This is a genomic window from Bacillus sp. JH7, from assembly GCF_001563515.1.
Taxonomy (GTDB): domain Bacteria; phylum Bacillota; class Bacilli; order Bacillales; family Bacillaceae_G; genus Bacillus_A; species Bacillus_A cereus.
This window is the reverse complement of the sequence record NZ_LPUS01000022.1, coordinates 290,872-303,918: the sequence shown is the minus strand read 5'-3', so window position 1 is coordinate 303,918 and position 13,047 is coordinate 290,872. Positions and strand designations below refer to the sequence as shown.

Sequence of the window (13,047 nt, the reverse complement as noted above, 5' to 3'; positions counted from 1 at the left end):
AAAAACTGTATAAAATCTCGCATACTCTTAGCGTGTTTTTTTCAAAAATGCTGGCGATATCTCACATCCATCAACTTATGAATTTTATAATGTCCTCAAACCAAGAATTTCTCGTGTTTTTAGTCCAAAATGTTATTTAATAAAAAAATATCTCGAATTCGAGATAAAATACTTGCTTTTTAATCACTTGAGTTGTAAAGTGATAGTAACGAAAGCGATTGAGTCATATGAAAAACATACACTCAGTTGTTTTCGAGTTAAAAACGAAAGTAACTTATGCAGTAAAAACTAAGATGAATTTACAAAAACATAATGAGAATAAATTGAACAGCTAAAAAACATATTATTTTTTTATCATCACTTGACTAGTAAAACGAAGTGGAGGAATTACAAATGTATAAAATTAAAGGGCATCATCACATTTCAATGGTTACGAAAAATGCAAATGAAAATAATCACTTTTATAAAAATGTGCTTGGATTACGTCGTGTGAAAATGACAGTAAACCAAGATGATCCGTCAATGTATCATTTATTTTACGGAGATAAAACAGGAAGTCCGGGTACAGAGTTATCATTTTTTGAAATTCCTTTAGTAGGAAGAACATATCGCGGTACAAATGCGATTACTCGAATTGGATTACTCGTTCCTTCAGAGGAAAGCTTACATTACTGGAAAGAACGATTTGAGAAATTTGATGTGAAACATAGTGAGATGACAACATATGCAAATCGTCCTGCTTTACAATTTGAGGATGCTGAAGGTCTTCGCTTAGTACTACTCGTTTCAAACGGAGAAAAAGTAGAGCACTGGGAAACTTGGGAGAAATCAGAAGTTCCTGCAAAGCATCAAATTCAAGGAATGGGTTCTGTGGAAATGACAGTTCGTAGACTTGATAAAATGGCGAGTACACTTACAGAGATGTTTGGTTATACAGAGGTTAGCCGAAGCGAAGAGGAAGCAATTTTTCAGTCCATTAAAGGAGAGGCTTTTGGAGAAATCGTTGTGAAATATTTAGATGGTCCTACTGAAAAGCCCGGCCGCGGTAGCATCCACCATTTAGCAATTCGCGTGAAAAACGATGCAGAGCTTGCCTATTGGGAAGAACAAGTGAAACAAAGAGGCTTCCATTCTTCAGGAATCATTGACCGTTTCTACTTTAAAAGCTTATATTTCCGTGAATCAAACGGAATCCTATTTGAAATTGCGACAGATGGACCAGGGTTTACAGTTGATGGAGATGTAGAACATTTAGGAGAAAAACTTGATTTACCACCGTTCTTAGAAAATCAGCGTGCAGAGATTGAAGCGAATTTAGCACCTATTGAAGAGAAGTAATAGAAGAAAATATACAACTTTAACATATAAATGAAACCCATTGGAGGAATATAAAATGAACCAATTAAAAGGAATTCACCACGTTACAGCGATTACAAGTAGTGCAGAAAAAAACTATGAGTTTTTCACTCACGTTTTAGGAATGCGTTTAGTTAAGAAAACAGTAAACCAAGATGACATTCAAACGTATCATTTATTCTTTGCAGATGATAAAGGTAGTGCAGGAACAGATATGACATTCTTTGACTTCCCAGGTATTCCAAAAGGAGTACACGGTACAAATGAAATTTCAAAAACTTCATTCCGTGTTCCAACTGATGCAGCATTAGAGTATTGGGTGAAACGCTTTGACCGTCTTGAAGTAGAACATACAGGAATTAAAGAGCAATTTGGTAAGAAAACTCTTTCTTTCGTTGACTTTGATGATCAACACTATCAATTAATCTCAGATGAACTTGATAAAGGAATCGAATCAGGTACACCATGGCAAAACGGGCCAGTACCATTAGAATACGCAATTACTGGTTTAGGACCTGTATTCATTCGTATCGCAAACTTTAGCTTCTTTAAAGAAGTGTTAGAAAAAGTTTTATTATTTAAAGAGATTGCGCAAGAAGGAGAATTCTATTTATTTGAAGTGAACAAAGGCGGAAACGGTGCCTCTGTCATCGTAGAACATAATACAGTTCTTCCTGAAGCACAACAAGGTTTTGGTACAGTGCACCATGCGGCATTCCGTGTAGAAGATCGCGCTGTATTAGAAGAATGGATTGAGAGAATCAGTAGCGTAGGACTTCCTTCATCTGGCTATGTAAACCGTCACTTCTTCGAATCATTATACGCAAGAGTTGCACCACAAATCTTATTTGAATTTGCAACAGACGGCCCAGGATTTATGGGAGACGAGCCATACGAAACACTTGGCGAAAAATTATCTTTACCTCCATTCCTAGAGCCAAAACGTGAAGAAATTGAAAAATTAGTTCGTCCAATTGATACAGTGAGAAGTACGAAGGAATTTATTAAAGAGTAAAAATAGAGATAGTAAGTAGGAGAGCAAGTAGTTTTAGCGGAGTGCTGGAACTACTTGCTTTTTTATTTATCCTAGTAAGTTTTCTGACAATTATTTCTCAAGTTATTAAAAAGGAAAACTTTGGTATAATTAATTAAAATATTAAATTTTCTGATAATTATTTTTCAATGCATAGAAAAGGAGTGTTAATATACAATTTTAATAATTGTATAAAAATCCTAATTTTGTAATTTTGGAGAAAAGGGGATGCGAGTGTATGGGAGCAGATGTAGTAACGCGGGAGCAAATGAAACATTCTTTAGATGATTGGTATCGTGTAATGTTACAGCAAAATATAGAGAAGGCCACAGAAATGAAAGAGGAGATTGAAAGTAAGATTAGTGGGTTGGATGTGGATCAGGATGTATTACTTTATCATGCGTTGTTGAATTTTAGATATGATGCATTAGTTGATTGGATTTCAGTTAGAGAAGATAGTTTTGATAAAGTGGAATCTTTCGAAATTCCAACAGAGGGCTTTTTAGCTTATTATTATCACTTTTTTAAAGGGTTTCATTGCACATTAATTTCAAATTATAACGAAGCGAAAGAACAGTATGAGCAAGCTGAGAAGTTATTGAAATATATTGCAGATCCGATAGAACATGCGGAGTTTAATTATCGGATGGGATATTTTTACTATCAAGTATATCAGCAAATGTTAGCTTTAGATTATATCAAAAAGGCGAAAGAAATATTTTGTGAACATAAAGGTTACGAAGGAAACGTGGCGTTGTGTCATAACTTCATAGGATTATGTTGTATTGATTTTAAACAGTTTGAGTTAGCGGAGGAAAGTTTTAATACCGCAATCCATTTACTTCAACAACATGATAAAGAAGAAAAACATATTTTAATGGTTAGAAGTAACTTAGGGTGGTTATATAGTAGTCAGAATTTATCAGATTTGGCAATTAGACATTTAAGTGAAGTGACTAAGAAAATGCCTAAGCATTTTAAAGCGATTTTTACTGAAGCAGAGGAAAATTATAAACTGGGCAAAATAGAAATTGCTAATAACTTAATAGAACTAGGGCTGAAAATTTGTAATGAGTTGCAAAATAAAGAATTTCAACATCGCTTTATGATATTGAAGGAATTAAATATTAATTCGAGTGCTAATGAGTTAGAGAAAGTAACTGTGGAAAGTATTTCGTATTTTGAAGAACACTCCCTTTTAGATTGTGTTAAGGAATACGCAGAAATATTAGCTTATAAATTTTATCAAGAAGAAAAACATGAAAAGGCTAGTAAATACTTTTATATTAGTAGCCAAGCTCGAAAAAAACTTTTAAAAGAAGGAGCGCTAAAATAAATGAAAAAAATTAATGTATTGATAGCAGGTTTAGTAATACTACTTTCATTAGGGCTTACTGCTTTTACAGAGTCTGAACAACATGCTTTAAATAGAGGTGATGGTGGCGGAGCACCAGCAAGACCAGACTACGTTAACATTGGAGACACAGGAGGAGCACCAGCAGATAATAAAGGCGACGGCGGCGGAGTAAGCCAACTATAATAACAAAGAAAGGGACTTCAACATGAAGTCCCTTTTTCTATTTTCAGGCCATGTAGAGAAAAGAATTGACTTACTTTAAATATGTAACTATAATAGTTACAGAATAACCATTAGTAATAGAAATGAGTTATATTTTTTTAGTTTAATTGTAACTGTATTAGTTACAATTAAAAAGAGAACATAAAATAACCAAAAAATGTAAAAACTTTTAAATAGCAACAAGAGAAAGGAGACGGGAACTTTGAAAAGGTTTAAGTTTTATATGATTAGCGGTATTGTGCTCGTTTTGTTAATTATTTGTAACTTCGTTGAGAAGCCGATTGCGAAGGTTGGCGAAGTGAAAGATACTGTTATGATGAAGCTGAATACGAAAGAGAGTATGGCGCAAATTGATGGACAGACGATTTATTTTAAACAAATTGGTGAGGGAAAACCCCCTTTACTTATGTTGCATGGGTTTGGTGGTTCTTCTGATGGGTTTAGTGATATTTATCCGGAACTAGCGCGAGACCATACGATTATTGCGGTTGATATTTTAGGGTTTGGGCGTTCTTCTAAACCTATTGATTTTCAGTATTCGTTTCCTGCGCAAGTGAATTTATATTATAAGTTAATGAAGAAGCTCGGATACGATCAGTTTGCGGTGCTCGGCCATTCAATGGGCGGAGAGATGTCTCTCAATTTAGCGTATTTATATCCGGATGCAGTGACGCATCTCATCTTGGCGGATTCTACAGGGATAGAGTCTTTCCAGCAAAAAGAAAGTTATGAAGTACCACTGCTATCGACGGACTTACAAACTGTAACTGAGATTACGAAGTATAATAAAAATGAAGTAAAAAATAGTCGTGATGATAAAGAGCATTATGATCAGCTTACGAAAATGCGAGAGCGCCGCATTGCGATGGAAGCTGATAAAATTAAGGTACCGACTTTAATTATATGGGGACGACATGATAAGAGTGTTTCGTGGAAAAATGGTGAACTGTATCATGGGTTATTTGCAAATAGTACGTTTCATATTATTGAAAAAGGATACCACGCACCGTTTCGTCAGGAACCAATTGAGTTTATGGAATATGTACAAGCATTTTTCGCGAAGCATCCACAATAAAAATTTTAAGCATAAATCCACTTCTTTCCTCATAGAGTGAAACTAATAAGGCTTGTCTAAGGAAAGGAATGAAGTAGAGTGGAAACTTTACCATGGTGGGTGTATCTTGTAATTGTTGGGATTGTATTAAGTGGCTACATGGTTTTATATACTTCGAAAAAAGAGCAAGATATGGATAATGAGTTTATTGAAAAAGAAGGCGAAGTATATATGAAGCGTTTAGAAGAAGAGCGTGAGAAACGTAATCAGGATAGTGATAAAGATTCGGTATTGCTTTAATAGAAATTTTGAAAGGTTACCACCTAGTAGGATTTTACATCTCGGTGGTAGCTTTTTTTCTTCTGCGGGAGCAGTATATGTTCATCAAGCTAAGGTTATATTAGTTTAATTTTACATGTATAAGAGAGTCATCATAAACTTTTATTGATGGTATTTATATATTTTTTTACTCATAAGAATGGAACTAGTGGGGATTTTACTGGGGGGGATTAACAATGCATAGGGATGAAACTTCATTACATCCGGATACAGGTGTTACATCTGTAATGTTTGTTGAGCGTTCATTAAATGAAATTCGTTTTTGGTCTAGAATCATGAAGGAGCATTCTTTTTTTCTTCGTTTAGGATTTAGGTGCGAGGATACTCAACTAATCGAAGAGGCGAATCAATTTTATCGATTGTTTGAACATATTGAACAAATAGCGCATTCCTATACAAATGAAACAGATCCTGAGCAAATAAAAAGATTTAATGCAGAAGTACAACAAGCCGCAACTAATATTTGGGGATTTAAACGAAAAATTTTAGGATTAATTCTCACATGTAAATTGCCAGGACAAAATAACTTTCCACTTTTAGTTGACCATACAAGTAGGGAAGCTGATTATTTTAGAAAACGTTTAATACAATTAAATGAAGGTAAATTAGATGCGCTTCCTGATGCTATTATTAAAGAAAATGTTTTCTTTTTACGGATTATGGCAGACCATGCTAAATTTATTGGCCATCTTCTTGATCCATCGGAAAGAAAGCTTGTAGATACAGCACGGAATTTTAGCAATGATTTTGATGAATTGATGTATCAAGCAATTGACTTAGAATCTATGAAACCACAATCCCAAACAGCCCCTCTTTTAGATCAATTTTTAGATCAAAATCGTGTGTCGGTTGCATCTCTTCGGGATTTTAAGAAAACAGCACGTGATTTAATTGAGCAATGTAAAATAAAGAGTATCATTCATCCGTTATTAGCAGACCATGTTTTCCGTGAAGCTGATAGATTTCTTGAAATCATTGATATGTATGATGTTCATCTTACAAATATTCAATCACAACCTAGATATTAGAAGATAAGGAAAGATAGTATTTTACTTTCGATTGAGAAGTTAACAATTTATTGTTAGCTTCTTTTCTTTGTGATTAAAATTTTCTTTTAAGGACTACATAAATCCCTTTGACCAAATATGTAATTCTTTGTAAAATGATATATATGGAAAGATTATGAATATACAGGAAATCTATGGATAGTAGATTTTAATAAATTATTCGGGGGAAATTTATTAGTTAAGTATATTAACTTGTTTGCACTACATTTTACAAATAAAGGGGTATTAGTAATCATGAAAGCAAAGAAATTAGTAAGTTTAGCGTTACCAGTTATGTTATTGAGTGGTTGTATTACAATTGAAACTGATGGTAAGAAAGCTGAGCCTAAGAAAGAAGAAACGCAAAAGGTAGAGAAAGAGAATAAGACTTCTGAAAAAGAGAGTAAGTCAACTGATAGCAAGAAAGAGGATAGCTTATCTGTAGCGAAAGGTGAAGGTACAAACAGTAGTTCATCAAGTAGTCAACCAAGTTCTTCTTCAAATAATTCAACTTCTTCTAGTTCTTCAACTGGTAAGGTAACTGGTTCAGATGTTGAAAGGTACAAGGCAGATATCATAAATAGTGCTACTCAAATTGAAGATACAATGAAATTAATTGAAGGAATAGCAGATTCAGACGTAAAATCATACAAACAAAAGAAAAGTGAAGTACAACTGAGTTTAGGTGGAGCAAAGGCAACTGCAACGAAACTGAAGAATCTACAAGCGCCTCCTGAGTTACAGGGAGAACAGGCGAAGATAAAGCAGTCGATGGAACTATATGCGGATTGTTTTCAACTTCTATTTGATGCATTGGACCAAGAAGACGAAAGTAAAATGCATCAATCATTAAGTAAAGCACAAGAAGGTTCGAAACTGTTTGAAGAGGCAGCGAAGAGTATTGGTAGTAAAACCAACTAAGAATAAATTATTTTAAGGGGTACTTGTGGGTGCAGTTGGTGCAAGTGAAGAGTTAGGAATTAGTTATGGAAACACATTACAAATTTATCAAATGGACGATAATGTTCGTATTCGATATGTAAAACAATAAATAATTGGTGAAAAACTCTGTAATAAATTTTACAGGGTTTTTTGTTAGTTCTAGTTTATTTTTTTGTCTTCCTAAGCGCTAAGCATACTAGTATAAGTTGAGAAATGAACAAGAAGATTTGATGGGGAATATTGAATTTCCGATAAAAAATAACAATAGTAGACGCGTTTTTTTCACGGTTTAAATCATAGTAACTGTAACCATCTAAAGCCCAATTCATACACTATGGTGGAGGATTTTCACCTAATAACCGGATGAAAAAGGAGTGTAATCATGAAGAAACGTACTGTTAATGAAGCGGGAGGGAATGTGCCACAACCAATCCGCAGCGACGGAGCTGGTGCGATTGATTCTGGACCTCGTAATGTTATGCGGGATATTCAAAATCCGAATATGCTTGTTCCGCCTATAACGGATGCAGGGTTAGTTCCTAACTTGAAGTTTTCATTCTCGGACACTTCTATGATTTTGAAACAAGGCGGGTGGTCTCGGGAGATTACTGCTCGGGAACTACCGGTTTCGACGACGATTGCGGGAGTAAATATGAGTTTAACGGCCGGTGGAGTACGAGAACTACATTGGCATAAAGAAGCGGAATGGGCGTATATGCTTTTAGGACGGGCGCGCATAACGGCTGTTGATCAAAATGGGCGTAATTTTATTGCTGATGTTGGACCAGGTGATCTTTGGTATTTTCCGCCTGGTATTCCGCATTCCATTCAAGGATTGGAACATTGTGAATTTCTACTCGTTTTCGATGATGGGCATTTTTCTGATTTATCTACTTTAGCTATTTCTGATTGGTTTGCGCATACGCCAAAAGAAGTGTTGTCGGCTAATTTCGGAGTACCTGAGAGTGCTTTTCGTTCTATTCCTTCAGATCAAGTTTATATTTATCAAGGAGAGGTGCCAGGTTCGCTTGAAAGTCAGGAAATTCAATCACCGAAAGGAGAAGTTCCTTTAACATTTAAACATGAATTGTTAAAACAAAAGCCGATTAAGACGCCTGGTGGTAGCGTTCGAATTGTAGATTCTACAAATTTCCCTATTTCCAAAACAATCGCAGCAGCGCTCGTTGAGGTTGAGCCTGGTGGAATGAGAGAACTTCATTGGCACCCGAATAATGATGAATGGCAATATTATTTGACAGGGGAAGCGAGAATGACTGTGTTTCTTGGAAATGGTACCGCTCGTACATTTGATTATAGAGCTGGCGATGTCGGATATGTACCGTTTGCGACGGGGCATTATATTCAAAATACAGGTACCGAAACATTATGGTTTTTAGAGATGTTCAGAAGTAATCGTTTTGAAGATGTATCGTTAAATCAATGGATGGCACTGACTCCTAGAGAAATAGTGGAGAGTAATATACATGTTGGCCCGCAAGTAATGGATTCCCTGCGTAAGGAGAAGAGGCCTGTTGTGAAATATCCGGGGTTTTCATATAGTCCGAAAAATGATGAGTAAAAATGAAAATTTGCGTTATTCTTTCTGGAGACTGATAAGAAGGGATGGCGTATTTTTTATGCCTAATCTAGTCTTTATCGCGCTATTTGCCGGGCAGTAAGACCCCACCTCAAAATTCAGCGGAAGCAAAGAAGTTAGGTGGGGGGCGGGCTGTCCGTAAAAGTCCGATTGGTGAGGGTTGATTAAAGTTTCACTTTATTAGTATCCGTTCCTTGTATTATTGTTCGGGAAATTATTATTGGAGCATAGTATAGGGAAGATACATATAAAAGAGCGCCATTATAAGCTGTAACGCATAAGTTGCGCAGGAAATGCAACGATAACTAGCTTTACTCTTCATCATTTATTTGAACATAATGGGCATAGAGAGGTGATAAACACAGTATGATTTTTAGTGAGCGTTTAAAAGAAGAAAGGGAAAAAAGAAATTGGTCGCAAAATGATTTGGCTGAAAAAATTCATGTGAGCAGGCAATCTGTTTCGAAATGGGAGACGGGAAAGAACTATCCGAGCATTGAAATTATTATTCATTTAAGTGATCTGTTCGGTATTACAATTGATGAACTGCTAAGGAGTGATGAAGAATTGACGCAGAAAGTAATTGAAGATAGTAAGCAATTGGCATATCCAAAATGGAAGGTATTTTTTGATAGTCTATTTATGATAGGAGTATTTTTGTTTATTGCAAAAATCGTTGTATGGATGCTAAATAAGTTTGCTGGAGCAAGTATTACAATTGTAGCAGATGCGCCATATGTAATGAATCTTTTGCCCCTTGTATTCATGATTATAGGTGGTATAGGTTCCGATAAGTTGAAGAAAATATACAGATAAGAGAAAGATTTGAAAGAAATCCCCGACACTAGCTGTTCTTTTCACTTAAATTGTGTACTATAAAGGATAGGATGACATAAAGAAGGGGACATATAGAATGGAATTTCATGAACAGAAGATTTTGCCGGCAGTGAGGCAAATTAAAGATTTGGAAAAGCTATTACATAGTTCGTATGAATATATCGTTATTTTAGATATTCATGTCGGTCAATTGAAGAGTGTTATATCACTTGCGAAGCAATATTGTAAAAAGGTGTTTTTACATGTGGATTTAATTCATGGTTTGCAGAGTGATGGGCATGCGACGGAATATTTATGTCAGGAGTTTAGACCGTACGGGTTACTTTCAACAAAGGCGAGCGTTATTATGAAGGCGAAGCAAAAAGGTGTTGTGGCAATACAACGCATCTTTTTAATCGATTCGAGTGCGATGGAGAAGAGCTGCAATCTTTTAGATAAGACGAAACCGGATTATATTGAGGTACTTCCTGGAGCAATGACGGATATTATCGCTGAAGTGAAAGAGCGTACTGGTGTACCGATTTTAGCGGGTGGTTTTATTCGTACTGTAGAAGATGTGGAAAGAGCTTTAAACGCTGGTGCGACAGCAATTACGACATCAAAACGCGAACTATGGAAACATTACCAAAAAAAGTGACGAAAATGTGAATTTTTTCGTTGACACCGCTTTCATTTACGGTTAACATTATAGACAAGTTAATAAACGTGACGGAGAAAAGTAGAGATCCACATTTCATTGTTTCTATATAAATTTATATAGAAGCGTGCAAGCTGTGGGTCTTTTTCTTTTGACAAAAACGAATGGCCATTCATTTTACCTCTATCACATTTGGAAGCGTTTAAATTGATTGTGGAGGGATACTATGTCAGCATTTTTAGGAGAGTTAATAGGGACTGCGTTGTTAATCGTACTTGGTGGCGGCGTTTGTGCTGGTGTAAGTTTAAAGAAGTCGTTTGCGAAAGATTCTGGTTGGATTGTAATTACAATGGGCTGGGGCTTAGCGGTAGCGGTTGCAGCATATGCGGTTGGATCAATTAGTGGGGCACATTTGAATCCAGCTTTAACAATAGGATTAGCATTTAAGGGAGCGTTCCCATGGAGTGACGTACCTGGTTATATCGCAGCACAAATGATTGGGGCAATTATCGGGGCAGTTATCGTATATTTACATTACTTACCACACTGGAAAGAAACAGAAGATCCAGGAACAAAGTTAGGTGTATTTGCAACAGGTCCAGCAATTCCGAACACATTTGCAAACCTTTTAAGTGAAATGATTGGAACATTCGTTTTAGTATTTGGTATATTAGCAATTGGTGCAAATAAGTTTGCAGATGGATTAAATCCATTTATCGTAGGTTTCTTAATTGTAAGTATTGGTTTATCATTAGGTGGGACAACAGGATACGCAATTAACCCAGCACGTGATTTAGGTCCGCGTATCGCACACTTCTTCCTTCCGATTGCAGGAAAAGGCGGTTCAAACTGGAAGTATGCATGGATTCCAGTAGTTGGTCCAATTTTAGGTGGATCACTTGCAGGTTTATTCCATCAAGTTGTATTTGAAGGAAAACAAAATTCAGCACTTATTTATGTGATTATCGCAACTGTGATTGTACTAGCAATCTCTTATATGACAAGTAAAAAAAGTGGAAGCAATACAAATAGTAGAAAAGTAGCATAAGGGGGAAACCGATATGAAAAAATATATTCTTTCATTAGACCAAGGAACAACAAGCTCACGCGCAATTCTTTTCAATAAAAAAGGTGAAATTGTTCATTCAGCTCAAAAAGAGTTTACACAACATTTTCCAAAGCCGGGCTGGGTAGAGCATAATGCACAAGAAATTTGGGGATCTATTTTAGCAGTTATCGCAACTTGCTTAAGCGAAGCAGATGTAAAACCAGAACAAATCGCTGGTATCGGTATTACGAACCAACGTGAAACAACGGTTGTCTGGGATAAAACAACTAGTAAACCAATTTACAACGCAATCGTATGGCAATCTCGCCAAACAGCTGAAATTTGTGATGAGTTAAAAGAAAAAGGTTATAGCGAAATGGTTCGCGAAAAAACAGGTCTTTTAATTGATGCATACTTCTCTGGTACGAAAGTAAAATGGATTTTAGATAATGTTGAAGGTGCAAGAGAGAAAGCAGAAAACGGCGATCTATTATTCGGAACAATTGATTCGTGGCTTGTATGGAAACTATCTGGTGGTAAAGCACACGTAACAGATTACTCAAATGCATCACGTACGTTAATGTTTAACATTCACGACTTACAGTGGGATGATGAGCTTCTAGAAATGTTAACAGTACCAAAGAGCATGCTTCCAGAAGTACGTCCATCATCTGAAATTTACGGAGAAACAATTGATTACCACTTCTTCGGCCAAAATGTACCGATTGCAGGTGTAGCTGGTGACCAACAAGCAGCTTTATTTGGACAAGCTTGTTTCGGTGAAGGTATGGCGAAAAATACTTACGGAACTGGTTGCTTCATGTTAATGAACACAGGTGAAAAAGCAGTAGCTTCTGAGCACGGTCTATTAACAACAATTGCATGGGGAATAGATGGTAAAGTAAACTACGCATTAGAAGGAAGTATTTTCGTAGCGGGTTCTGCAATTCAATGGTTACGCGACGGAATGCGCATGTTTAAAGATGCGAGTGAGAGTGAAGTGTACGCGAATCGCGTTGAATCAACTGACGGTGTATACGTTGTACCAGCATTCGTTGGACTAGGAACACCTTACTGGGATAGTGAAGTACGCGGCGCTATGTTTGGTGTAACACGCGGTACGACGAAAGAGCACTTCATTCGTGCAACGCTAGAATCTTTAGCTTACCAAACGAAAGATGTATTATGCGCAATGGAAGCAGATTCAGGTATTGAACTGAAAACATTACGCGTTGATGGCGGAGCGGTTAAAAATAACTTCTTAATGAAGTTCCAAAGTGATATTTTAGATGTTCCTGTAGAGCGTCCAGTAATCAATGAAACAACGGCTCTAGGTGCAGCATACTTAGCTGGTCTTGCGGTTGGATATTGGAAAAACCAAGATGAAATTAAAGAACAGTGGCATATGGACAAACGCTTTGAACCAACGATGGAAGCGAAAACAAGCGAAGAGCTATATGCTGGATGGAAAAAAGCAATTGAAGCAACAAAAGCTTTCAAATAATCATAAACAGTGTTATAATGGTGACAAGTTAATAATTCGGTAGGAGATTTGGAGAGACCACAACGCGCTATAGAG

13 protein-coding genes are annotated in these 13,047 nt (G+C 36.3%); all 13 read left to right on the top strand.

Annotated features, from left to right (window positions below):
• The first annotated feature begins 393 nt into the window (after positions 1–393).
• The 13 genes from AU379_RS22050 (at position 394) to glpK (ending at position 12,972) form a co-directional block, all read left to right on the top strand.
• Positions 394–1,338 carry a ring-cleaving dioxygenase gene (locus AU379_RS22050; RefSeq protein WP_000276678.1) on the top strand — a complete coding sequence of 315 codons (945 nt, stop codon included), beginning with the start codon at positions 394–396 and terminating at the stop codon, positions 1,336–1,338.
• A 55-nt stretch (positions 1,339–1,393) separates the two neighbouring features.
• Positions 1,394–2,371 carry a ring-cleaving dioxygenase gene (locus AU379_RS22045; RefSeq protein WP_061139719.1) on the top strand — a complete coding sequence of 326 codons (978 nt, stop codon included), beginning with the start codon at positions 1,394–1,396 and terminating at the stop codon, positions 2,369–2,371.
• A 256-nt stretch (positions 2,372–2,627) separates the two neighbouring features.
• Positions 2,628–3,725 carry a RapH N-terminal domain-containing protein gene (locus AU379_RS22040; protein ID WP_000500590.1) on the top strand — a complete coding sequence of 366 codons (1,098 nt, stop codon included), beginning with the start codon at positions 2,628–2,630 and terminating at the stop codon, positions 3,723–3,725.
• Positions 3,726–3,929 (top strand): hypothetical protein, encoded by a 204-nt coding sequence (locus AU379_RS22035; RefSeq protein ID WP_000723609.1) that lies wholly within the window; start codon positions 3,726–3,728, stop codon positions 3,927–3,929.
• A gap of 241 nt (positions 3,930–4,170) precedes the next feature.
• The gene (locus AU379_RS22030; protein WP_061139718.1) at positions 4,171–5,043 is read left to right on the top strand and encodes an alpha/beta hydrolase; all 873 of its coding nucleotides are present in this window, start codon (positions 4,171–4,173) and stop codon (positions 5,041–5,043) included.
• Between the two features lie 78 nt (positions 5,044–5,121).
• On the top strand, positions 5,122–5,322 hold the full coding sequence (locus AU379_RS22025) for a sporulation YhaL family protein (RefSeq protein ID WP_000449223.1): 201 nt from the start codon (positions 5,122–5,124) through the stop codon (positions 5,320–5,322).
• A gap of 215 nt (positions 5,323–5,537) precedes the next feature.
• Positions 5,538–6,389: a DUF2935 domain-containing protein gene (locus tag AU379_RS22020; protein ID WP_000554479.1), complete on the top strand. Its 852-nt coding sequence runs from the start codon at positions 5,538–5,540 to the stop codon at positions 6,387–6,389.
• Positions 6,390–6,662: 273 nt separating this feature from the next.
• Complete coding sequence (locus AU379_RS22015; protein ID WP_000644835.1) at positions 6,663–7,328, top strand: hypothetical protein; 666 nt, start codon at positions 6,663–6,665, stop codon at positions 7,326–7,328.
• Positions 7,329–7,731: 403 nt separating this feature from the next.
• On the top strand, positions 7,732–8,928 hold the full coding sequence (locus tag AU379_RS22010) for an oxalate decarboxylase family bicupin (RefSeq protein ID WP_000747515.1): 1,197 nt from the start codon (positions 7,732–7,734) through the stop codon (positions 8,926–8,928).
• Positions 8,929–9,312: 384 nt separating this feature from the next.
• Positions 9,313–9,762 carry a helix-turn-helix transcriptional regulator gene (locus AU379_RS22005; RefSeq protein ID WP_000577645.1) on the top strand — a complete coding sequence of 150 codons (450 nt, stop codon included), beginning with the start codon at positions 9,313–9,315 and terminating at the stop codon, positions 9,760–9,762.
• Between the two features lie 97 nt (positions 9,763–9,859).
• Positions 9,860–10,420: a glycerol uptake operon antiterminator GlpP gene (glpP, locus tag AU379_RS22000; protein WP_000394286.1), complete on the top strand. Its 561-nt coding sequence runs from the start codon at positions 9,860–9,862 to the stop codon at positions 10,418–10,420.
• Positions 10,421–10,646: 226 nt separating this feature from the next.
• Positions 10,647–11,468, top strand: a complete 822-nt coding sequence (gene glpF, locus AU379_RS21995) for a glycerol uptake facilitator protein GlpF (protein WP_001272195.1) — start codon at positions 10,647–10,649, stop codon at positions 11,466–11,468.
• 13 nt (positions 11,469–11,481) lie between these two features.
• Positions 11,482–12,972, top strand: coding sequence for a glycerol kinase GlpK (gene glpK, locus AU379_RS21990; RefSeq protein ID WP_000760009.1), 1,491 nt, complete (start codon positions 11,482–11,484; stop codon positions 12,970–12,972).
• The last annotated feature ends 75 nt before the right edge of the window (positions 12,973–13,047 follow it).